The sequence below is a fragment of the Leyella lascolaii genome (genome assembly GCF_900079775.1).
GTDB classification, from domain to species: Bacteria; Bacteroidota; Bacteroidia; order Bacteroidales; family Bacteroidaceae; genus Prevotella; species Prevotella lascolaii.
Genome location: NZ_LT556050.1, coordinates 206,554 through 228,957, shown reverse-complemented (window position 1 = coordinate 228,957; position 22,404 = coordinate 206,554). Strand labels below are relative to the sequence as shown.

Genomic DNA, 22,404 nt, shown 5'->3' with positions numbered 1-22,404 from the left:
GGACATTCCCTGCGGGTTGACGGGAATGTCCTTGCATTATTCATACGCTGTTTTTGCATAATTATTCACCATGATGCGCGATGGCGGCAGTCATCAGTACGACGCCGTACATTCAATTCCGAGCCTCTCCACCCGCATGCGTATGGCATCCAGCTCTTCCTTTCCTGCCTTCAGCAGTCCGCGTTCGGGCGTCTCGCGGTCTATCGTGTATATCATGACCTCTTCCGGACCGATTTCCTCCAGGGCGTCCAGCCATGGCGCTACATACTTGTCGCCGGTGTTGTCCACATCGTTTCCGTTGTCATCGGTGCCTTTCATGAACATCGTCTGTATTATCACATGTCCGTGGAAGAGTTTCATCAGCTCTATTATCTTCCTTACGTCGTAGCTCCTGCTTGCCGGTCTGTCGGTCATGGCGATGTATTCCGGGTCAACGGTGTCGAGCTTCAGGATGTTGTTGTCCACCTTCATCAGCGCGCGTCTCACGCCTTCGCGGTGTATGAACGTGGAGTTGCTGAGCACTGATATTCTGGCGTCGGGGAAGTAGCGGTCTCTCAGCCTCACTGTGTCGTCTATTATTTCCTCGAACTGCGGATGCCCTGTCGGCTCGCCGTTTCCCGCGAATGTGAGCACGTCGGGACGTTCCCCGTCTTCTTTCATCCGCCTCAGCCTGTTCTCGAGAGCCTCCGCCACCTGTTCGCGTGAGGGTCTGCGGAGAGCGGGAATACGGTCGGCGTTGAATCCGCATTCGCAGTATATGCAGTCGAAAGTGCACACCTTTCCGTCTGCCGGTTGCAGGTTTATGCCCAGCGATGTGCCGAGCCTGCGGCTGTGCACAGGTCCGAATATGGGTGATGGATAGATTATTGTTGCCATAAACATTTATTTTTATTGGTCGGACAAAGGTATATAAAATATTGGCACTGTCTTTGTTAATAGTAGTTAAACTGTTGCGTGCGCGCTTTTTTTTTTGTTACTTTGCAGCGATTTTTGGAGTATTATACGCTATCCTGAAATGAGAAAGAAACAGAAAAGGTCTGGCGACCGTCACGGGTTGCAGGCTGTCACTCTTTGCATAAGCACTGCACTGGTGCTTATTTTGTTGGGTCTGGTGGTGTTTTCAGTTCTTACAGCCCGTAATCTTTCGGCATACGTGAAGCAGAACATCGTCGTTACGATGGTGCTTCAGGACGACATGTCGTCGAGCGAGGCGCAGATGTTCTGCTCGCGTCTGAGGAAACAGCCCTACATAAACCATCTTGAGTACATCAGCAAGGAGCAGGCTCTGAAGGACGGCATCAAGGCTCTCGGCACCGATCCGCGCGAGTTCACCGACATCAATCCGTTTCTTTCGTCCGTCGAGATAACGCTAAAGGCTGATTATGCGAACAACGATTCGCTCATGCACATTACGCGCGAGCTGAAGAGCTATCCCAATGTGGGAGAGGTGAAATACCAGCGCGACCTTGTGGATAAGGTCAATGCCAACATCGCCAAGATAAGCATTGTGCTGCTCGCGCTTGCCGTCCTGCTCACTGTGGTGTCGTTCTCGCTCATCAACAACACCGTGAAGCTCGGCATATACGCGCGCCGCTTCTCCATACACACCATGAAGCTTGTGGGCGCGTCGTGGGGATTCATACGCCGGCCGTTCCTGCGTCAGGCTGTGCTTATCGGACTTCTGGCGTCCATTCTGGCATGCGCTGCGCTCGGAGGATGCTTCTATGCCCTTTATTATTACGAGCCGGAGATTGTCAGTGTGCTCACATTGGACGTGCTCGCCATAACCGCCGGGACGGTGTTTTTATCGGGTATAGTCATCACGGCGTTCTGTGCCATACTGTCGGTAAACAAGTTCCTGAAGATGAAGGCAGGCGACCTTTACAAGATTTGAACAATTCATAACACATACATTATATTATATGGACAGAAGAAATTTTGCACTCGGCAAGACCAATTTCATTATTCTGGCTGTCGGGATGGTGATAGTCATCATCGGATTCATCCTGATGAGCGGTGCCGGATCGGACGAAAGCGTCTTTTCCTACGACCTCTTCAGCGCGCGCCGCATAAAGGTGGCTCCCGCTGTATGCTTCATCGGATTTGTCTCTATAATCTACGGCATCATACGCAAACCCAAGGACGATAACGCAAACCTGCCCGAATGAATACGTTAGAGACAATCATCATAGCCATAGTAGAGGGACTGACGGAGTTTCTCCCCGTGTCGTCCACAGGTCACATGATAATAGCGCAGAGCCTGCTCGGGGTGGAGAGCACTCCGTTTGTCAAGGCTTTCACGGTCATAATACAGTTTGGCGCCATCCTGTCTGTGATATGCCTCTATTGGAAAAAGTTCTTTTATCCTACCGCCGAACGCTCGGGCGTCTCCTACTGGAGGGCGATGTACGACTTCTATGCGCGTCTGGTGGTGGGCGTCCTGCCTGCCGTAGTGCTCGGACTGGCGTTCAACGATTTCATAGAGTCAAACCTCGGGAACGTCACACTCGTCGCCGTGATGCTCATCATCGGCGGAGTGTTCATGCTGTTCTGCGACCGTATATTCAACAAAGGCAGCGAGGACACACGGCTGACATACAGGCGTGCCTTCACCGTAGGACTCATACAGTGCATCTCCATGATACCCGGTGTGTCGCGTTCAATGGCTACCATCGTGGGCGGAATGTCGCAGCGGCTCACACGTAAGGCTGCCGCCGAGTTCTCGTTCTTCCTTGCGGTGCCCACAATGTTAGGCGCCACATGTCTGGAGACCTACAAACTGATAAGCCACGGAGGCGGTTCGCTCCTCACCCAGGGCAACAATCTGGAGACACTCCTGCTCGGTTCGGCGGTGGCGTTTGTGGTTGCTATACTCGCCATAAAGTTTTTCATAAATTATGTCACCAAGTACGGCTTTGCCGCATTCGGATGGTATCGCATCATTGTGGGCATCGTAATCATAGCCTGCGCCTTGTGCGGCATAGAGTTGAAAATGGTTGATTAGTCTGCCTGCATGAATTTTCAGAAAGGAGAAATCATAGCTGTGAACAAGCCTTACGGCATGTCGAGCTTCGGCGCACTGGCAAGGGTGCGCTATCTTATTTCACGCCGTATGGGAGTGAAAAGGGTAAAGACCGGACATGCGGGGACTCTCGATCCGCTCGCCACAGGCGTACTGATACTGTGCACCGGCAGGGCGACAAAACGCATAGAGGAGCTTCAGGCTCATTCAAAGGAATACACAGCCACGCTGCAGCTGGGTGCCACGACGCCGAGCTACGACATGGAGCATCCTGTCGACGCCACGTTCCCGACATCGCACATCACGCGCGAGAGCATAGAGAACGTGCTTGCGCGGTTTGTCGGTGACATAGAGCAGGTGCCTCCGTCGTATAGCGCGTGCAAGATAAACGGCAACAGGGCATACGAGCTGAAGCGGAAGGGCAAGGACGTGGAGCTTACTCCGAAAAACATACATATTGATTCCATTGAGCTGACTGACTTTGATGAGGAGACCATGAGGATGGGCATACGTGTCAATTGCGGGAAAGGAACGTACATACGTGCGCTCGCACGCGACATAGGACGCGCTCTCGGCAGCGGCGCCTATCTCACCACGCTGTGCCGTACACGTGTGGGTGAGTTTACAATAGACCGTTGTCTGGACCTCGACGAGGTGGAGGAGTGGCTCGAAAATCAGGAAATAGAAAATATCGAATAATAACAATAATGAAGTTATCACAGTTTAAATTCAAATTACCGGAAGAACAAATCGCACTTTATCCTCATAGTGCCGTGCGCGAGTTTACAAACTCTGAAGGAAAGACAGAGACGTTCCGTGTGACACGAAGTGACGAATGCAGGCTGATGGTTATCCATCGCAAGTCGCAGACCATCGACATGTTCAGGAAGGATGCGGACGGAAAGCCGATAGAAGGGGAGTATCTCGACTTCCGCAACGTGCTCGACTATTTCGACGAGCACGACACTTTCATCTTCAATGATACAAAGGTTTTCCCTGCGCGCCTGTACGGTACGAAGGAGAAGACAGATGCCAAGATAGAGGTGTTCCTGCTGCGCGAGCTCAACGAGGAGATGAGGCTGTGGGACGTTCTGGTGGAGCCGGCGCGCAAGATACGCATAGGCAACAAGCTGTTCTTTGATGACAGCGGTACTATGGTGGCTGAGGTTATCGACAATACAACGAGCCGCGGGCGTACGCTGCGGTTTCTCTACGACTGTCCTCACGACGAGTTCAAGCGCGAGCTTTACGCTCTCGGAGAGGCTCCGCTGCCCAGATACATCATCGACCGTCGCGAGAATCACCACGGAACGGAGGATGACTTCCGCGACTTCCAGTGCGTATTCGCCAAGAACGAGGGTGCTGTCACGGTTCCGGCGACAGGACTTCACTTCACGCGCGAGCTGATGAAGCGCATGGAGATTAAGGGCATAAACTTCGCATACATAACATTGCACTGCGGACTCGGCAACTTCCACGACATTGAGGTTGAGGATCTCACAAAACATAAGATGGATTCTGAGCAGATGTTCGTTGGCGCCGAGGCGTGCAGGATTGTGAATAAGACCAAGACGGAGGGACGGCATGTGTGCGCCGTTGGCACGAGCGTGGTCAAGGCTACGGAGACTGCCGTCGGCACGGACGGACTCCTCAAGGAGTACGACGGGTGGACAAACAAGTTCATTTTCCCTCCTTACGACTTCGGACTTGCCGATTCTATGATAGCCAACTTCTATCATCCGTATTCCACACTGCTGATGCAGACAGCTGCTTTCGGCGGATACGACATCGTGATGGAGGCATACCGCCTCGCCGTGAAGCACGGATACATGTTCGGATGCTACGGTGACGCGCTTCTCATTGTAAATGACTGAACCGCCTTCCGACAGGCATTCATATGGATAAAAACGGGAACGGGCGTCAAGTCCCGCTCCCGTTTATGTTTCAGAACGGATTGTTTTATTATGACGCATAAGGTTTATCTTTCTCTCGGAGCAAACATCGGAGACAGACATGCGGGCATTGCTGCGGCTCTGGAACTGCTTGGCGAGACTGTGGGCAGGGTGGTGAGACGCTCTTCAATAATTGAGACCGAGCCATGGGGCTTTGAGTCTGAAAACAAGTTCTTGAATATGTGTGTGGCTTTGGAGACGAATCTTTCGCCGCATCAGCTGCTTGTCGCCACACAGGACATTGAGCGCAGGCTTGGCAGAAAAGCCAAATCGGCAGGAGGAGTATACGCCGACAGGCTCATCGATATAGACATCCTGCTTTACGATGACATAAGCGTCAGTACGCCTGAGCTCACCGTTCCCCATCCGCATATGCGTGAGCGTGATTTCGTGATGCGCCCTCTTATGGAGATAATGGACAGGACTGAATGACTCTCATCCGCTTTTCGGCATGAGCGGATGTGTATGCACTGTCGCCGTATGTTTCTTGCGTGAACACAGACGGTGTGTCTGTCGTCAAATGATATGTGCCGTGTCATGCCCTATGATGTCTTTTTGCCGCTTCCCGATTTGGGTTTGGTGCCTTTCATGTAACGCATTAAAAGAGAACGCCCGGAAGAAACCTGATGCTTCTTCCGGGCGTTACTGTTTTTGGAAAAGAAAATTTTTGTCGCTCTCTTATTACTTACGCAAACCGAGAGCCTTTACTATCGCACGGTAGCGGTTCACATCGCGGTCGTACAGATAGTTCAGAAGCGCACGACGCTTGCCGACAAGTTTTGTCAGCGAACGTGCTGTAGTATAATCTTTACGGTTCATCTTAAGATGCTCCGTCAAATGGGAAATACGGTATGAGAACAATGCTATCTGGCTCTCAGCTGAACCAGTATCAGTGTTAGACTTTCCGTACTGTCCAAAGATCTCTTCTTTTTTTGCTTTGTCTAAGTACATAGAACTTTTTGTTAATGTTAATTAATGATTTTGCTAAATGCGGGTGCAAAGTTACTGCTTTTTGTCCGGTAACGTGTACATATGGTGCATATTAATCTGTTGTTTAACTTTTTTTTGCACACAACCACATGCTTTCGCCATGTCCGGATGGGCTTTTCCGTCTGGCGGCGGACGTTCCACCGCACCGCTGCAATCCTGTTCCTGTTGTCCGATAAAACGTTTTCCGCCTTAAATTTATATATGTATGGTATGCGAAGTATGGATTAAAATCATTACCTTTGCACCCGATTTTTTAAGGTAAATTATGCAAGATATCAGGAACATAGCAATTATTGCCCATGTGGATCACGGCAAGACAACGCTTGTAGATAAGATGATGCTGGCGGGAAAACTATTCCGTGAGGGTCAGGATAACAGCGGACAGATACTCGACTCGAATGATTTGGAACGCGAACGCGGTATAACTATCCTTTCCAAAAACGTTTCCATAAACTGGAAAGGAGTTAAAATCAACATTATAGACACTCCGGGACACTCCGACTTTGGAGGCGAGGTGGAGCGTGTCCTCAATATGGCTGACGGATGCATTCTGCTTGTCGATGCGTTCGAAGGTCCGATGCCACAGACTCGTTTCGTTCTTCAAAAGGCTTTGCAGATAGGTTTGAAGCCTATAGTTGTGGTGAATAAGGTAGACAAACAGAACTGTCGTCCGGAGGCGGTATATGAGATGGTGTTCGATCTTATGTTCGCTTTGAATGCCAGCGAGTACCAACTCGACTTCCCGATTGTTTACGGCTCAGCCAAAAACGGATGGATGTCGGCGGATTACAAACATCCTACTGACAATATAGATTATCTGCTTGACAAGATAGTCGAGGTTATTCCGGCTCCCAAGCAAATCGAGGGTACGCCACAGATGCTCATAACCTCGCTTGATTACAGCAACTACACAGGACGCATCGCTGTGGGTCGTGTGCATCGGGGAACACTCTTTGACGGCATGAACGTTACGATATGCCATCGTGACGGGACGCAGGAGCGTACGAAGATAAAGGAACTTCATACTTTCGAAGGTATGGGACACAAGAAGACCGACCATGTTGAGAGCGGCGACATCTGTGCTGTCATCGGTCTCGAAAACTTCGAAATTGGAGACACGATTTGCGATCTGGAGAATCCGGAACCGCTTCCTCCCATTGCAATAGACGAGCCCACGATGAGCATGCTGTTCACCATCAACGACTCACCTTTCTTCGGTCGTGAGGGCAAATTTGTAACAAGCCGCCACGTGAACGACCGTTTGCAGAAGGAACTTGAGAAAAACCTCGCCCTGAGAGTGAAGCCTTTTGAGGACACAACGGACAAGTGGATTGTCAGCGGACGCGGAGTGCTACATCTTTCTGTGCTCATCGAGACCATGCGACGTGAGGGTTACGAGCTTCAGGTAGGACAGCCGCAGGTAATATATAAGGAAATCGACGGTGTGAAATGTGAGCCTATAGAAGAGCTTACGATAAATGTTCCGGACGAATTCTCAAGTAAGATGATCGACATGGTGAGCCGTCGGAAGGGTGAGGTCGTCGCAATGGAAAGTCAGGGCGACCGTGTCAACATTGAGTTCGACATTCCTTCGCGTGGTATCATCGGTCTCCGTACGAACGTACTTACGGCAAGTCAGGGTGAGGCGATCATGTCTCACCGCTTCAAGGAATACCAGCCTTACAAGGGAGATATCGTGCGCCGGGTCAACGGTTCGATGATAGCTATGGAGACAGGAACGGCATATGCATACAGTATAGACAAACTACAGGACCGCGGAAAGTTCTTCATTGACCCGGGAGAAGAGGTCTATGCCGGTCAGGTGGTGGGCGAGCACGTGCATGACAACGACCTTGTCATCAACGTGACGAAGGCAAAGCAGCTCACGAATGTGCGTGCGAGCGGTTCTGATGAAAAGGCGCGCGTCATACCGAAGGTGCTTATGAGTCTTGAGGAATGTCTTGAATACATCAAGAGTGACGAACTTGTCGAGGTGACACCCAAGAGCATCCGTATCCGCAAGACTATTCTCGACCACAACGAACGCAAGCGTGCCAACAAGGATTAATGCGATAACATGCAGGCGGCGGATATCTTTATGGTGTCCGCCGCCTTCTTTTTTCCCGGTCCGTCTGTTTCATATAGTCTCTTGAATGCGTACTTTCCTTTCAGATACGATGCCTTTGCCTTGTATCCGTAAATCACTTTCATTCAAATCCGGAGAATGTTTTTGTCATGCCGTTTAATGAATATGATTGTCATTGAAACTGCGTTGGAAGTGGTAATTGTATTAATATTGTATAAGATTTTTGATATATGTGTGCTGTAAACTGCTTTTATATGCAAATGTGACAACAGTTTCCCATAATTTGTCCAATACATGTTTGTATTGTCGGAAAATACAGTTATCTTTGCCAAACATAAGCTTCGGTCCGGCAATATCAAGTCCGGTAAGACCCTGTTTTCCCGCCTTGATGTTGCACTAACCTTGCATCATATTTGTCATATTAAATAAACAATCACAACAAACAAACATGAAAATCAGAAGTTTTTTAACCTTTTTGTTTATGTTCATGCTGTCTTTGACAGGGCATTCGCAGAACATAGACACGGATGCCGTGTATGAGCTCCATATAGCCGACGGTCTTGTGCTCGACAATCAGGGCAGTTTCGGCAACGGAGCCCGCGTCTTTATCGCCAGACGAGTGGAAGGCAAGGAGAGCCAGGCGTGGAAACTTGTCAAGGTGTCGGATAATGTCTACAACATCGTAAACGCCAGTTCGTTGCGCTCTCTCGACAATGGCAATGGCAACAAGATGCAGCCCGCGCTGCAGTGGACAACCGATTACGGCAACGCAAACCAGCAGTGGGTTGCCAAACGTCTTGCCAACGGCAAGTTCACATTCACATGCAAGGCGAGCGGAATGAACCTCGGCATGCGCGACGCAGCCCAGTTCGGTGAGCCTGTATGGCAGGTTGCAGCCGACGATACAAAAGCCACCCAGCAGTGGACTCTTGTCAAGTCGAATGTCAAGGTGACAATGATAACGCCCAAGACATCGAGCAAGAACGACTGGGAGAATCCGCGTGTGTTCGGCATAAACAAGGAACCGGGACACGCCACATACATTCCTTTCGCCAATGTAAGCGAGATGCAGAACGACCCAGCTTACCGCAAGCCATGGCTGCGCACCCGTTCAAGCCGCTATATGCTTCTCAACGGACAGTGGAAGTTCCGTTGGTCAAAACAGCCGGAAGACCGCCCCGTGTCTTTCTTCAAGAACAATTACGACGTGTCAGGGTGGGACAACATAGACGTTCCGTCCTCATGGGAGATGAAAGGATACGGCACTCCCATCTACACCAACATAACCTATCCGTTCCTCAACAACCCTCCGTTCATCCAGCCGCAGCCCGGCTACACCATCAACAACGAACCCAATGCTGTCGGGTCATACCGTCGTGAGTTCACATTGCCAGCCGACTGGAGCGACAAACAGGTATACATTCATTTCGACGGTGTGTACAGTGCCATGTATCTGTGGGTGAACGGCAAGAAGGTGGGCTACAGTCAGGGAGCCAACAACGACGCTCAGTTCGACATAACAAAATATGTCCGCAAGGGCAAGAACAACGTCTCGGTGGAAGTATACCGCTGGTCTGACGGCAGCTATATTGAAGATCAGGACATGTTCCGCCTCAGCGGAATACACCGTGACGTCTATCTCGTAGCCATGCCGAAAGTGCATCTGCGTGATCTTTACCTCACTTCAGACCTCAACTCCGACTTCTCCGCAGCCACGCTCAACATCCGTGCCAACATAGAGAACGACGGAAAGTCATCCTCAAATGCCGCTTTGCGTTTCACTCTTCTCGATACCGACGGACGCAAGGTAGGTTCCGCAACGGTTGACGCCGCAGCTGTGGCGTCCGGAAAGGAAATAGTAAAGAACGCTAAGATAAACCTTTCGTCTCCCAACCTGTGGAGTGCCGAGAAACCGTATCTTTACACTCTCAACGTGGAAGTGCTCGACGCTGCCGGCAATGTCACCGAAGCCACCGCACAGCAGTACGGTTTCCGCAAGATTGAACTGCGCAACAACAAGATTTACATCAACGGAGTGCTCACCTATTTCAAGGGAGCCAACCGTCATGACATACATCCCAAGTACGGCAAAGCCGTTCCTGTCGAGACGATGATAGGCGACATTCTGCTCTTCAAACGCCACAACATGAACATCATCCGTACCAGCCATTATCCCAACGATCCCAAGATGTACGCCCTGTATGACTACTACGGACTCTACGTTATGGACGAGGCTGACCAGGAATGCCATGGCAACCACTCCATAACAGACAATCCCGAATGGACCGGCGCTTATGTCGACAGAGCCGTGCGGATGGTCGAGCGCGACAAGAACCATCCTTCCGTGATATTCTGGTCGCTTGGTAACGAGTCGGGCGGAGGCATCAACATCAAGGCTGAATATGATGCCGTGAGAGCCCGCGACAGCCGTCTGATACACTACGAAGGACAGAACGAGATTGCCGATATGGACTCTCGCATGTATCCGTCGGTGGAAAGCATGAAGCAGACCGACCGCAACGGAGCGCAGAAACCGTTCTTCCTCTGCGAGTATGCTCACGCCATGGGCAACGCTGTGGGCAACCTTCGCGAGTACTGGGACTACATAGAGAACCATTCCGAACGCATGATAGGCGGTTGTATCTGGGACTTTGTAGACCAGTCTATAAACAAACCGGGCGAGCCTGAAGACCATCTCTACTTCGGAGGAAGCTTCGGTGACGTTCCGAACGACAACGACTTCTGCTGCAACGGACTCACCACAGGCGACAGACGAATCACCCCTAAACTGCTTGAAGTGAAGAAGGTATATCAGTATATCAAGATGTTCTTCAGTCCGGAGACAGGCAAACTGAGCCTCGAGAACCGCTACACATCATACAATCTCGACGAGTTCGACCTCTTCTATACCATATATAAGAACGGTGTAAGCGTCAAGACAGGAAACCAGCCGCTGCCTTCGGCTGCTCCGTGGCAGAAAGCCGAGATAAGCATACCTGTTTCCGAATACACCGCAGACGCCTCTTCAGAATATTTCCTCAATGTGGAGATAAGGCTGAGAAAGCCGGAGCTGTGGGCAGACGCAGGCTATGTGATAGCTTCAGACCAGTTCGCCCTCAACACTAAGGACAACAGCCTGAAAGCCGTCAACGACAATAAGGACGCGCACAACCTGAAGGTTAACGTGGAGCAGAACGGGTTTATACGCATCGTGAACGACCGTGTGGCAGTGTCGTTCGACCAGAACAACGGTCAGATGACATCGTTGCGCTACGGCGGACGCGAGATGCTGCACATGATGCAAGGTCCCCGTTTCAACTGGTATCGCTCCATCAACAACGACCCGCGCGACTGGCAGAACACTTTCATCAACCTGAAGAGCTTCCAGTATGCACTGTCCGCCGACAAGCGTTCGGTAGAGGTGACCACCGTTCTTGAGGCGCACGTGGGCAATACTGTCGTTCCCCACACCGTGATATATACCGTCCATGCAGGCGGAGCCGTCGATGTCAATGCCGACTTCCATGCCTCGGAGGACTTCCGTCTGCCGCGTCTTGCATTGCAGACAATGTTCAGTCCGTCGCTCGAGAACGTGGAGTGGTATGGCAGAGGACCGATAGAGAACTACCGCGACCGCAACGCCGCCTCTTTCGTAGGACTGTATAAGTCTACCGTAAGCGACATGCGCGAATACTACGTACGTGCCCAGTCGATGGGCGGACGCACCGACACGCGCTGGCTCTCGCTCACCGACGACAGCGGAAAGGGTGTCAGAATCACTGCCGACGGCACGTTCGACTTCTCCGCCCTCCACTATACCGACCCCGACCTGTGGCGCATCAAGTACGGCCACGACATCGATTTGGTTCGCCGTGCTGAGGTAGTGCTCAACCTCGACTGCATACAGCGAGGCATCGGAAACGCGAGCTGCGGTCCCCAGCCGTTGCCCGAGTATGAGATAAAGAGCGGCACCGACTATTCTTACACGTTCCGTATAGAACCTGCCGGAGGCATACAATAAAAACGCGACACTTGCGTTTATGTAAAAAGAGTGGGGTAGTGACAAGCTCATTGGCACTCCCCGCTTTTCTTTTATATGCGCTGCTGTCCGCGCGCAGGCGCAAGGCGGGAGGCATGGCAGGCGTATGTGAAAGACGGCTGACGGTAAGAAACCAAAACAAAACTTTAGATATGAAAAAGAGGATTATTCTATTTGTGGCATTTGTCGCAGCGGTGTCCGTCGCTTACGCGCAGAACGAGGTGGGTCGGTTCTCCCTCATTCCGCGACTCGGAGTGAGCATTGCCAATCTTACCAACAACAGTGTTTACGTTACGGGAGGAGGCGCCTATGAGGACGAAGAGCTGAAATCGCGCAGCAAGGCAGGACTGCTCGCAGGATTTGATGTCGACTATCAGGCTACACCACAGGTTTCTGTGTCGCTCGGTCTGATGTATTCCATTCAGGGAAACTGCTATCCCGACTATCAGGATGCCGGTTCGGAGGATGGAACGTATTTTGGATATCGCGACTGGTCCACCGACCTTCATTATCTCAACGTGCCCCTAATGGTCAACGTATATGTAGCCCGCGGCTTTGCATTGAAGGCAGGACTGCAGCCCGGCATCTTCCTCAGCGGCAAGACCAAATATGAGGAGACATCGTTTGTTGTCAATGAAGACGGCTCCAAAGAGTATGGCGATGTCGATAAGATGAAGTTCGATTACCATGGAAACACGTTCGATTTCTCGATACCGGTGGGAGCGTCCTACGAGTATATGAACGTCATTCTCGACGCGCGTTACAACCTGGGACTGACCAATGTCTACAAGCCCGGAGTGATAAAATCAAAGAACCAGGTGATAACAGTAACCATAGGCTACCGTTTCAACCTTTGATATCATAACAGAAAAGGAGATGCCCGGCATCTCCTTTTTCATTTATCAGCATATCGTTTTTTTTCTTGACGTGTCATTGACGCCGGTGTGTCATGACCGCGTTCCTCCTTCTTTCATCCGCGCTCCGGATAGCTCATGTTCTCCTCACTGATGTTCTCAAGCACCTCCTCCAGATATTTGCGTGCCTCCCATCGTGCCATAGGCAGGTCGTGGAGCAGCCAGTTGCCGCAGTCCTGAGGCGCGGCTCCGGGCACATCGCCCTCAAACGCAGCCACGAAAGCGAACGTGCGCTTCATCAGCCCCACTATGTCGGCAGGCTGCAGGTCGCCCTTCATCAGCAGGTAGTTGCCCGTGAGACATCCCATCGGACCCCAGTACACTATGCTGTCTTTCCACTCGCGGTCGTTGCGCAGGTAGGTGGCAGCCAGATGTTCTATAGTGTGCAGCGCGCCTGGATGCAATGCCGGTTCGCGGTTGGGTTCTTTCATCCTTATGTCGAAAGTGGTAACCGTGTCGCCGCCCACCTTGTCTTTTCTCGACACATATATGCCGCGCAGCAGCCGGTTGTGGTCTATTGTGAAACTCGGTATCTTTTCCATATTCCTCATATTTTGTTTTCAGATTGATTCCATGAATGCCTTTGTCACGCCGAACGAGTCTTCCGCCATCCTCTCCCAGAAGTCGTAATACTGCTGTCCCTTGTCATCCTTGAGCGGGATGTCGCTTATTATGCGGAAGCTGATGAACCTCACGCCGCGCCGGTGACACACTTGCGCTATCGCAGCCGACTCCATGTCTACTGCCATTGCCTCCGGAAAACGCTCCAGAATGGCTGACATCTTCTCGCGGGAGTCCACAAACCAGTCACCGGTGACGATGAGTCCGGGCGTTATCCTCGTGCCGCAGTCAATGTCGCATGCCTTGCGCAGCAGTCCGCCGTCGGCGTCGAAGCGTGCCGGCAAGCCAGGTATCTGACCGTAGGCTTGCTCGCTGCCGCAGTATACATCGTGATAGCATGTCTGCGACGACACCACCACATCCATGCGCTCGAGCTGTACTGACGCTCCTCCGGCAACGCCTGTGGATATCACCGCGTCAGGTCCGAACAGGCTTATCAGCTCTGCCGCGCCCATGGCGGCGTTCACCTTGCCTATGCCGCACTGCATCATCACCACCGTGTTTGCGCCGCTCGTGCCCGTGACAAAGGTGAAACCGTGCTCCGACGTCTCTCTCACGTCGTGCAGGAGCGACTTTATGCGGATGAACTCCTTGTCCATCGCTATTACTATTCCTATTTTCATTGTTGATGACAGAATCTGTTTCCGGCTGCAAATTTACCACAATCTTTTTGTCCGGCGAAGCCTGCCGCGCTTTTTTTAACCCGAACCGCTCTTCCGGATCAGTCTTTATTGTGTTCTGCTGACAGACATATTGGTTTCCGGTTTTGCCGGAGGCGTAGCGGGCTGCACACATAAGAAGCGGTCTGCAAGGTTGCGGTTGCGGTGCGGAACGGTGATGAAGAGCCCGCTCCCGATTAAGAAACAGGTTTAGGCAGTAGGATTGCCGGTTCAGCTTTACAGTCGGTCTGATATTTACGAGGGTATATACAGTCGTCGCCATGCGCCTTATCCGTCATGTCCGGTGTGGCTCTTCCTTACGCCATATGCGTATGTCCCATGCATGACTTATTTTACACAGAAACGGGAGAATGTTAAAATCAAGTCGCGCAGGAGTGCGTTTCCCGTGGAAGAAGAGAGTGTTGTGTCTGAAAAACGGAAAAATCACGTGTTTCTGTAATGTCTTGCATGACAGACTGTTACGCGCGCCGTGGATGTCTGAGCCATCCTTCCGGCAGTGCGGAAGAGCCTTTCTTGCATTACAGGAAAGCCTTTTCCGCATTGTGGAAGGTGCTGTTTGAGGGGGCGGAACGGGCTTTTCCGTGTCGCGAAAAGCACTTTCCGGCAGTATAATGGCGTCAGTTTTCCGTTCCGGATGAGTCCGAACCGCCGTTTCATGCAGTGTTTCCGGCTTGCCGTTGTCTGTAATGCCGCATGGCTTTATGTTCCGGGTTGTCAAATTGTTAACTTAAAAGTGTTAATCCGAGAGAGCCGCGTCTCCGTCCTCCGCCCATGCTCTTCCCCTGCACGGCGCGCCTGACGGACGGGGAGGAAGATGCGTACGGAGAATCCGCAACACACTTGCGGCTTTGTGTAAAAATGTTTCCGCGCCTGCATTTATGTCGCTGTCGTACACGATATTTCGGATTTTTTCAGTAAGTTTGCATCTGATTAGCGAGGTCCGTCTCAACGTCCTGCGTCGGCGCAATGCCGCGCTGTAGTCTGTGCATGTGTTCCTGACGGGTCTCAGCCGTGCTTTTGTATATATGAACAAAAACATAATAAATCAATGAAGACATTGAAAATGTGCCTGCCCGACTTGCTGGCAGTGCTGATGTTCGCGCTTATCTCGTTTGCCTATTTCTTTCCGGCAGACATCGAAGGGCGCATTCTTTACCGTCATGACTCGTCTGCCGGGCGCGGCTCGGGAGTGGAGCTGACCGAATACTACCAGCGTACGGGCGAGCCTACGCGCTGGACCAACTCTCTCTTCAGCGGCATGCCCACCTATCAGATGGCACCGTCGTACAAGAGTGCCGACGTGCTCAACGGCGTCGGAAAGTTCTACCACCTGTGGCTGCCTGAGAATGTCTGGTATGTGTTTGCCTATCTTCTCGGCTTCTACATCCTTCTCCGGGCTTTCGATTTCCGCCAGTCGCTTGCGGCTCTCGGCTCCATCATATGGGCGTTCAGCAGCTACTTCTTCATCATCATTGCCGCGGGCCACATATGGAAGGTCGTCGCCCTTGCCTATCTGCCGCCCATGATAGCGGGCGTGGTGCTTGCCTACAGGGAGAAATATCTGTGGGGCTTCATCCTGACGGCACTGTTCTCGGCGCTTGAGATTCAGGCGAACCACATACAGATGACATACTACTACATGTTCATCATCCTCTTCATGTTCGTCGCGTGGCTTGCCGACGCCATACGCAAGAAGAGCTACGTGCCTTTCCTCAAGGCTACGGGAGTGTGTCTGGCAGGCGCGGCGATAGGTCTGTGCGTCAATCTTTCCAATCTGTATCACACTTGGGAGTACACCCAGGAGTCGATGCGCGGCAAGAGCGAGCTTGTGAAGAAGGACGCCGCCAACCAGACAGGGAGCGGTCTCGACCGCGACTACATCACGCAGTGGAGCTACGGCATAGGCGAGACATGGACCCTGCTCGTGCCCAACACCAAGGGAGGCGCGTCCGTTCCGCTGTCCATGAATGAGACGGCTATGGAGAAGGCAGACCCGCAGTTCATGCAGATATACCAGCAGCTCGGGCAGTATTGGGGCGAGCAGCCGGGCACGAGCGGACCGGTGTATGTGGGTGCTTTCGTGCTGATGCTCTTCATTCTGGGACTCTTCATAGTGAAGGGAGGCATCAAGTGGGCGTTGCTTGCGGCGACGGTCCTGTCAATACTGCTGTCGTGGGGACACAATTTCATGTGGTTCACCGACCTGTTCCTCGACTATGTGCCGATGTACTCCAAGTTCAGGACGGTGGCTTCCATACTCGTAATAGCCGAGTTCACCATCCCGCTGCTTGCCATGCTGGCACTCAAGAAGATTGTGGACGAGCCTGACATCCTCACCCGCAAGATCAGGTTCGTGCTCATTAGCTTTGTCCTTACCGCAGGTGTGTGTCTGCTCTTCGCGCTCATGCCGGGAGCGTTCTTCACCGACTTCATCTCCTCTTCAGAGATGGCGGCGATGAAGGGAATACCAGCCGAATATCTCAACCCGCTGCTCACAAACCTCAGGTCGATGCGTGAGGCGGTGTTCACGGCAGACTGCTGGCGTTCGTTCTGGATTATCCTCTTCGGCACTCTCATTCTCCTGCTGTTCAAGGCGAAGAAGCTCCGCGCCGGCTATATGGTAGCCGCCATAACCGTGCTGTGCCTCATCGACATGTGGCAGGTGAACAAACGCTATCTCAACGACGGCATGTTCGTGGAGCGGAGCGTGAGGGAGACACCCCAGCAGATGACCCAGACCGACAAGCTGATACTTCAGGACAAATCGCTCGACTACCGTGTGCTGAATCTCGCCACCAACACTTTCAACGAGAACGAGACATCATACTACCACAAGAGCATAGGCGGATACCACGCCGCGAAGCTCGGTCGCTACAACGATATGATAGAACATTACATATCGCCGGAGATGGTAAGGCTGCAGAAAGCGGTGGTTGAGGCTGGCGGAGACATGACCAAAGTGCCGGGCGACTCCATCTGGCCCGTGCTCAACATGCTCAATGCCAAATACTTCATCCTGCCGCTTCAGGACGGGCAGACGGTGCCTGTGATGAATCCGTATGCCTGCGGCAACGCATGGTTTGTGGACAATGTGAGGTATGTGAAGAATGCGAACGAGGAGATAGATGCCGTTGGGAAGGTGAATCTCCGGCACACTGCGGTAGTGGACGAACGCTTCCGCACACAGGTGGGACAGTCTGTCGCGCAGACTGGCAACTCGCTTGTCACACTGAAGAAATATGAGCCCAACGAACTGACATACGAGGTGCAGTCTGACAAGGGCGGCGTGATAGTGTTCTCTGAGATTTACTATCCGGGTTGGACGGCTACCGTAGATGGCGCCGAGACCGAACTTGGACGTGCCGACTACATACTGCGCGCGCTCAACGTTAAGCCCGGACGCCACACCGTGGTACTTACATTCAAGCCTAAATCGGTGGACAACACCGAGACGGTGGCATACGTGGCTTATGCCCTTCTGTTCATTGCTGTGGCGTTGGGAGTGTTCTTCGAGTGGCGCAAAAGAAGGTCCGACGCATAATTCCGGCACGGTATGGAGTTCAGGACAAAGGTGAGTGTGGGGCGCGCTCCGTTCAGCATACGCCCGTGTTGCAGGATGCTTTTCGTGGGATCGTGCTTCGCCGACAGCATGGGACGCCGTTTTGCGGACGACAGATTCCGTGCGGTGGTCAATCCGTTCGGAGTGATGTACAATCCGGCAAGCGTGCTCCACACCGTGGAACGCTATGAGGGAGAGCCTCCGGAGGTGGCTGTGCTCACACTCGGGACAAACCATGTCTACATACTGAAGGAGACGGGCGAGATTGTGGACAACTGCCGCAAGCGTCCGCAGAGGCTGTTCCGCGAGGAGCTGCTTACGGTGGACGTGTGTCTCGGTTATCTGTCGCGCGCGGTGGAGACGCTGCTCTCACGCAATCCGGATGTGCGTGTCGTGGTGACGGTGAGCCCCATACGCTATGCCAAATATGGCTTTCACGGCAGCGCGCTGTCTAAAGCCGTGCTCCTGCTTGCCGCTGACAGGCTTGTCGCCGCCTATCCTGACGTGGTGGAATATTTTCCTGCCTACGAGATAGTGAACGACGAGCTGCGCGACTACCGTTTCTATGCCGAGGACATGCTGCATCCCTCGCAGCAGGCGGTGGCATATATATGGGAACGCTTCGCAGAGGCTTTTTTCAGTGAGGATACGTGGAGGTTTCTGGAGGAATGGCGTCCGATAAAGGAGGCTTTGGCTCATCGCCCGTTCCGTCCGGACTCTGACGAGTACAAGGAATTCCTTGCCGCGACCATGCGGAAGGCTGAGTTGCTCGCCCGAAAATATCCTGACATGGAGTGGGACGGAAAGAGCACCGTAGGCTGACACTCCTGTGCGCGGTGCCGGGATGGGAATGGAAGGCCCTTTTCTGTCGGATATAATGCGGAAAAGAGCCTTTTATTTTTGTGTATGCTTGTATTGTATGTGAAAAAAAAATATTAAGTTTGCACCGTCAAAAGTACAATAAAAATGACTTATAGTATCGTAAGAGTTACCACACTTATCGGTGCCCACCGTTATGGCAACACCGATTCAGACATAGCGTTCCTGCTCACAGACAGCCGGTCGCTGTGTTTCCCGGAAGAAACTTTGTTCTTTGCACTGAAATCGGAGCGCAATGACGGCTTTCGCTACATACCCGAGCTTTATCGCCGCGGAGTGCGCAACTTCGTGGTGTCGGCTGTTCCTGACGATTACGCGACGGCATATCCTGACGCCAACTTCCTGAAGGTGGAGAGTCCGCTCATAGCGTTGCAGCGTCTTGCCGAACGCCACCGTGAGGAGTTCGACATACCTGTTGTGGGCATAACTGGCAGCAACGGTAAGACTATGGTGAAGGAGTGGCTGTACCAGATACTGTCTCCCGACATGATGGTTGTGCGTTCGCCGCGCAGCTATAACTCACAGATAGGCGTGCCTCTGTCGGTCTGGCTGATGACCGAGAAGACACAGGTGGGACTGTTTGAGGCTGGTATAAGCAAGCCGGGAGAGATGCTCGCGCTGCGCAACATAATACAGCCCACCATAAGCGTCATTACCAATCTGGGTGCCGCCCATCAGGAAAACTTCGAGTCGCAGGAGGCAAAATGCCGTGAGAAGATGACGCTTTTTCACGACGCCGGCACAGCGGTCTACTGCTCGGACGAGGCAGTTGTGAACGACACTATGAATGCTTCGGACTACAATGGTGAGCGTCTGGCATGGTCGGAAAAGAACCCTGACGCGCCGTTCTTCATAAAATCGGTGGAAAAGAAGGATACCTCCACGACAGTACATTATATATATAAAGGTAAGGAAGGTGTCTACACGCTGCCTTTCATAGACGAGGCTTCGGTGAGAAACTCCGTATCGTGTGCGGTCGTGGCATTGCATCTGGGACTTTCGCCTGAGGTTCTTGACGGGCGCATGAGGCGACTCGAGCCTGTGGCGATGCGTCTGGAGGTGAAGAAAGGACAGCGGGGATGCACACTGATAAACGACTCTTACAACTCTGATGTCAACTCTCTTGACATCGCTCTTGACTTTATGAACAGACGGCCCGACCATAAGGGACGCAGGCGGACACTCATTCTGAGCGACATCTATCAGAGCGGCAGACCGCTGGACGAACTCTATGCCGACGTGTCGGCTATGGCGTGCAAGCGTGGGGTGGAGAAGATTATTGGCATAGGTCCGCAGATTGCGTCGCAGGCTGACGTGATAGAGGTGCCCGAGAAACACTTTTTCCCTGACTGTGCGTCGTTCATCCGCAGCGCGGCTTTCGACAATCTGCACGATGAGGTGATACTTATCAAGGGCGCGCGACGCTTCGGTTTCGACAATCTTACAGAACTGCTGGTGGAGAAAGTGCACGAAACGATACTCGAGGTCAATCTGAACGCTGTGGTGAAAAACCTGAACTACTACCGTTCTTTCCTCCATCCTGACACAAAGATGGTATGTATGATAAAGGCTGACGCTTACGGAGCGGGTTCCGTGGAGATAGCCAAGACACTGCAGGAGCATCGTGTGGACTATCTCGCGGTGGCTGTGGCGGACGAGGGAGTGACGCTGCGCAAGAACGGAATCACGCAGAACATAATGATAATGAATCCGGAGATGACGGCGTTCAAGACCATGTTCGACTACGATCTTGAACCTGAGGTATACAGTTTCAGGCTTCTCGACGCTCTCGTCACGGCGGCGCGGAAGGAAGGTATAACCAACTTTCCTGTACACATAAAGCTCGACACGGGCATGCACCGGCTCGGATTCGATCCGGAGAAGGATATGGACGAGCTGATAGACAGGCTTCACAGACAGAACGCCATAATACCGCGGTCGGTGTTCTCGCACTTTGTCGGCAGCGACTCCGATGCCTTCGACGAGTTCTCCAAGCGTCAGTTCGAGCTCTTCGACAAGGGAAGCCGCAGGTTGCAGGCAGCTTTTCAGCATAAGATACTGCGACATATTGACAACTCTGCGGGCATTGAGCATTTCCCGGAGCGTCAGCTCGACATGTGCCGTCTGGGATTGGGACTCTACGGAATCAATCCTATCGACAATTCGGTGATAAACAATGTGAGCACGCTTCGCACCACTATATTGCAGATGAGACATGTAAGTGCGGGCGAGACTGTGGGATACAGCCGCAAGGGAAAGATTGAGCGCGACAGCGTCATAGCCGCGATTCCTATAGGATATGCCGACGGACTCAACCGTCATCTGGGCAACCGGCATTGCTATTGCCTTGTTAACGGCAAGAAAGCCGATTATGTCGGCAACATCTGCATGGATGTGGCGATGATCGATGTCACCGGTATTGACTGCAAGGAGGGCGACAGGGTGGAGATATTCGGTGACGGTCTGCCTGTCACGGTGTTGTCTGACGCGCTCGACACAATACCTTATGAGGTGCTGACCGGGATAAGCAACCGCGTCAAGAAAGTGTATTTTCAGGACTGACACGTTTTATCGCGCACACCGATACACCGGTGGCAATGGAGCGGTATGCGTGTGATGGCGGCATAGTTTGTGCTCCGTCAGGAGTTTGGAATACTGTGACTATGATATGAGAAAGAGAGGCATGTACGGCGGGATGCGTGACATGCCTCTCTTTCTCTTTCATTTCCGGCGGACCGGATGAGGCATGTCGTGAAGCGATAAAGCCTTTTCCGTCCTCCGCATGATTATGTACGGATTCATGACAGTGTCATTTCAGGAATCCCTGCCGCCTTAAAGCCTCCATCATTCCTGCCGACATCACCTCGTTGTCGTGTTTGGTGTAGCGGCAGTCAGTGAACACCTGGGCGAGCGTCTCCTTGTTGTTTATCTCGACAAAATGCCGGTTCTCCGGCAGTGACTCCTTTTCCTTATAATATTCATCGATGTCTTCCGGATTATAGTCATGGAATGTCTCCTTGTGAAGAATGGCTTTTAGGGGCAGCCTGTCGGATACGGGCGGATTCTCGTCGGGCCATCCGAGGGTTATCGTTGCCACCGGCATGACGAGCTGCGGCAGCTTTAGAATGTCTATGATTGCCTGCGGGTCGTATATCGTCGTGCCCAGAAAGCAGTAGCCGAGACCCTGTTCGTCGGCAATGTTGCAGAATGTCTGACAGAAGAGAAGCGCATCCGTGGCGGCGTTTATGAACGAAAGGAAATTGTCGTATCCCGGTGTTGCCTTGCGGTTCTCTGCCCATACGGTGGTCCGTCTGAAGTCTGCGCAGAAGGTGAGCACCACAGGTGCCTCTGTCACCATGGGCTGGTTGAAGTGAGCCGGAGCCATCCTCCGTTTCAATTCCTCGCTTCTTGTCACCACGACACTGTAGAGTTGAAGGTTTCCCATAGTCTGTGTGTGCTCTGCGCTGGCAAGCATTCTTTGCAGCATGTCGTCGGACACGTCGCGCTTGGAGTACTTTCTGATGCTTCGTCTTGTATCTAATGAATTCATTTTTTTGTAAATTTTGTTCCATTACAAAGGTACTGAAATTTTCTTTTTCGTAAAATTTTAGTTGGCATAATTGACTAAATATTCCTCTAATGATTTCTTAATATGAAAATAA

Annotated in this window: 18 protein-coding genes; 12 read left to right on the top strand and 6 right to left on the bottom strand. The window is 52.2% G+C overall.

Going from position 1 to position 22,404, the window contains the following annotated elements; genetic code table 11:
- Nucleotides 1-93: 93 nt before the first annotated feature.
- Nucleotides 94-876: a radical SAM protein gene (locus BN4609_RS13370; RefSeq protein ID WP_068857120.1), complete on the bottom strand. Its 783-nt coding sequence runs from the start codon at nt 874-876 to the stop codon at nt 94-96.
- Between the two features lie 139 nt (nt 877-1,015).
- Here BN4609_RS13370 and BN4609_RS13365 point away from each other — a divergent pair, with 139 nt between their 5' ends.
- The 6 genes from BN4609_RS13365 to folK all read left to right on the top strand — a co-directional run bounded on the left by BN4609_RS13365 (nt 1,016) and on the right by folK (nt 5,406).
- Nucleotides 1,016-1,894 carry a cell division protein FtsX gene (locus BN4609_RS13365; protein ID WP_068857119.1) on the top strand — a complete coding sequence of 293 codons (879 nt, stop codon included), beginning with the start codon at nt 1,016-1,018 and terminating at the stop codon, nt 1,892-1,894.
- 28 nt (nt 1,895-1,922) lie between these two features.
- Entirely contained in the window at nt 1,923-2,168 is a 246-nt protein-coding gene (locus BN4609_RS13360) for a DUF3098 domain-containing protein (protein WP_021992710.1), read from the top strand.
- On the top strand, nt 2,165-3,004 hold the full coding sequence (locus BN4609_RS13355) for an undecaprenyl-diphosphate phosphatase (RefSeq protein WP_021992709.1): 840 nt from the start codon (nt 2,165-2,167) through the stop codon (nt 3,002-3,004). The genes BN4609_RS13360 and BN4609_RS13355 overlap by 4 nt, the downstream gene beginning before the upstream one ends.
- A 9-nt stretch (nt 3,005-3,013) precedes the next feature.
- A complete protein-coding gene (truB, locus tag BN4609_RS13350) occupies nt 3,014-3,721 on the top strand; it encodes a tRNA pseudouridine(55) synthase TruB (protein WP_021992708.1) in 708 nt (235 codons plus the stop codon).
- A gap of 8 nt (nt 3,722-3,729) precedes the next feature.
- Complete coding sequence (gene queA / locus BN4609_RS13345; RefSeq protein WP_021992707.1) at nt 3,730-4,896, top strand: tRNA preQ1(34) S-adenosylmethionine ribosyltransferase-isomerase QueA; 1,167 nt, start codon at nt 3,730-3,732, stop codon at nt 4,894-4,896.
- 90 nt (nt 4,897-4,986) lie between these two features.
- Nucleotides 4,987-5,406, top strand: coding sequence for a 2-amino-4-hydroxy-6-hydroxymethyldihydropteridine diphosphokinase (gene folK, locus BN4609_RS13340; protein ID WP_068857118.1), 420 nt, complete (start codon nt 4,987-4,989; stop codon nt 5,404-5,406).
- A gap of 249 nt (nt 5,407-5,655) precedes the next feature.
- Here the strand turns inward: folK and rpsO are convergent, their stop codons facing one another.
- Nucleotides 5,656-5,925: a 30S ribosomal protein S15 gene (rpsO, locus tag BN4609_RS13335; RefSeq protein ID WP_021992705.1), complete on the bottom strand. Its 270-nt coding sequence runs from the start codon at nt 5,923-5,925 to the stop codon at nt 5,656-5,658.
- 304 nt (nt 5,926-6,229) lie between these two features.
- Between rpsO and typA the strand changes: the two genes are divergently transcribed.
- Nucleotides 6,230-8,032, top strand: coding sequence for a translational GTPase TypA (gene typA / locus BN4609_RS13330; protein WP_021992704.1), 1,803 nt, complete (start codon nt 6,230-6,232; stop codon nt 8,030-8,032).
- Here typA and BN4609_RS16645 read toward each other — a convergent pair.
- Nucleotides 8,029-8,175, bottom strand: coding sequence for a hypothetical protein (locus tag BN4609_RS16645; RefSeq protein WP_164071695.1), 147 nt, complete (start codon nt 8,173-8,175; stop codon nt 8,029-8,031). The genes typA and BN4609_RS16645 overlap by 4 nt on opposite strands.
- Before the next feature lie 356 nt (nt 8,176-8,531).
- Here BN4609_RS16645 and BN4609_RS13325 point away from each other — a divergent pair, with 356 nt between their 5' ends.
- Both BN4609_RS13325 and BN4609_RS13320 read left to right on the top strand, forming a co-directional pair.
- Entirely contained in the window at nt 8,532-12,071 is a 3,540-nt protein-coding gene (locus BN4609_RS13325; protein ID WP_241033268.1) for a glycoside hydrolase family 2 TIM barrel-domain containing protein, read from the top strand.
- A 170-nt stretch (nt 12,072-12,241) separates the two neighbouring features.
- Complete coding sequence (locus BN4609_RS13320) at nt 12,242-12,946, top strand: porin family protein (RefSeq protein WP_068857284.1); 705 nt, start codon at nt 12,242-12,244, stop codon at nt 12,944-12,946.
- A 113-nt stretch (nt 12,947-13,059) separates the two neighbouring features.
- Here the strand turns inward: BN4609_RS13320 and BN4609_RS13315 are convergent, their stop codons facing one another.
- The gene (locus BN4609_RS13315; protein ID WP_068857283.1) at nt 13,060-13,545 is read right to left on the bottom strand and encodes an S-ribosylhomocysteine lyase; all 486 of its coding nucleotides are present in this window, start codon (nt 13,543-13,545) and stop codon (nt 13,060-13,062) included.
- 18 nt (nt 13,546-13,563) lie between these two features.
- On the bottom strand, nt 13,564-14,247 hold the full coding sequence (locus BN4609_RS13310; RefSeq protein ID WP_068857116.1) for a 5'-methylthioadenosine/adenosylhomocysteine nucleosidase: 684 nt from the start codon (nt 14,245-14,247) through the stop codon (nt 13,564-13,566).
- Between the two features lie 1,105 nt (nt 14,248-15,352).
- Between BN4609_RS13310 and BN4609_RS13295 the strand changes: the two genes are divergently transcribed.
- The 3 genes from BN4609_RS13295 (at nt 15,353) to BN4609_RS13285 (ending at nt 21,304) form a co-directional block, all read left to right on the top strand.
- A complete protein-coding gene (locus BN4609_RS13295) occupies nt 15,353-17,845 on the top strand; it encodes a YfhO family protein (RefSeq protein WP_068857113.1) in 2,493 nt (830 codons plus the stop codon).
- A gap of 12 nt (nt 17,846-17,857) precedes the next feature.
- Entirely contained in the window at nt 17,858-18,685 is an 828-nt protein-coding gene (locus BN4609_RS13290; RefSeq protein WP_068857112.1) for a GSCFA domain-containing protein, read from the top strand.
- Between the two features lie 144 nt (nt 18,686-18,829).
- The gene (locus BN4609_RS13285; RefSeq protein WP_068857111.1) at nt 18,830-21,304 is read left to right on the top strand and encodes a bifunctional UDP-N-acetylmuramoyl-tripeptide:D-alanyl-D-alanine ligase/alanine racemase; all 2,475 of its coding nucleotides are present in this window, start codon (nt 18,830-18,832) and stop codon (nt 21,302-21,304) included.
- 247 nt (nt 21,305-21,551) lie between these two features.
- On the opposite strand, the gene BN4609_RS13280 is transcribed toward BN4609_RS13285, so the two are convergent.
- Nucleotides 21,552-22,292 (bottom strand): nitroreductase family protein, encoded by a 741-nt coding sequence (locus tag BN4609_RS13280; RefSeq protein ID WP_068857110.1) that lies wholly within the window; start codon nt 22,290-22,292, stop codon nt 21,552-21,554.
- Nucleotides 22,293-22,404 lie beyond the last annotated feature (112 nt).

Excerpts from the sequence above, each read along its gene's own strand:
- BN4609_RS13365 (WP_068857119.1), top strand. The coding sequence starts at position 1,016 with ATGAGAAAGAAACAGAAAAGGTCTGGCGACCGTCACGGGTTGCAGGCT.
- BN4609_RS13310 (WP_068857116.1), bottom strand. The coding sequence starts at position 14,247 with ATGAAAATAGGAATAGTAATAGCGATGGACAAGGAGTTCATCCGCATA.
- BN4609_RS13360 (WP_021992710.1), top strand. The coding sequence starts at position 1,923 with ATGGACAGAAGAAATTTTGCACTCGGCAAGACCAATTTCATTATTCTG.
- BN4609_RS16645 (WP_164071695.1), bottom strand. The coding sequence starts at position 8,175 with ATGAAAGTGATTTACGGATACAAGGCAAAGGCATCGTATCTGAAAGGA.
- rpsO (WP_021992705.1), bottom strand. The coding sequence starts at position 5,925 with ATGTACTTAGACAAAGCAAAAAAAGAAGAGATCTTTGGACAGTACGGA.
- BN4609_RS13370 (WP_068857120.1), bottom strand. The coding sequence starts at position 876 with ATGGCAACAATAATCTATCCATCACCCATATTCGGACCTGTGCACAGC.
- BN4609_RS13290 (WP_068857112.1), top strand. The coding sequence starts at position 17,858 with ATGGAGTTCAGGACAAAGGTGAGTGTGGGGCGCGCTCCGTTCAGCATA.
- BN4609_RS13280 (WP_068857110.1), bottom strand. The coding sequence starts at position 22,292 with ATGAATTCATTAGATACAAGACGAAGCATCAGAAAGTACTCCAAGCGC.
- truB (WP_021992708.1), top strand. The coding sequence starts at position 3,014 with ATGAATTTTCAGAAAGGAGAAATCATAGCTGTGAACAAGCCTTACGGC.
- typA (WP_021992704.1), top strand. The coding sequence starts at position 6,230 with ATGCAAGATATCAGGAACATAGCAATTATTGCCCATGTGGATCACGGC.
- BN4609_RS13295 (WP_068857113.1), top strand. The coding sequence starts at position 15,353 with ATGAAGACATTGAAAATGTGCCTGCCCGACTTGCTGGCAGTGCTGATG.
- BN4609_RS13320 (WP_068857284.1), top strand. The coding sequence starts at position 12,242 with ATGAAAAAGAGGATTATTCTATTTGTGGCATTTGTCGCAGCGGTGTCC.
- BN4609_RS13325 (WP_241033268.1), top strand. The coding sequence starts at position 8,532 with ATGTTCATGCTGTCTTTGACAGGGCATTCGCAGAACATAGACACGGAT.
- queA (WP_021992707.1), top strand. The coding sequence starts at position 3,730 with ATGAAGTTATCACAGTTTAAATTCAAATTACCGGAAGAACAAATCGCA.
- folK (WP_068857118.1), top strand. The coding sequence starts at position 4,987 with ATGACGCATAAGGTTTATCTTTCTCTCGGAGCAAACATCGGAGACAGA.
- BN4609_RS13355 (WP_021992709.1), top strand. The coding sequence starts at position 2,165 with ATGAATACGTTAGAGACAATCATCATAGCCATAGTAGAGGGACTGACG.
- BN4609_RS13315 (WP_068857283.1), bottom strand. The coding sequence starts at position 13,545 with ATGGAAAAGATACCGAGTTTCACAATAGACCACAACCGGCTGCTGCGC.
- BN4609_RS13285 (WP_068857111.1), top strand. The coding sequence starts at position 18,830 with ATGACTTATAGTATCGTAAGAGTTACCACACTTATCGGTGCCCACCGT.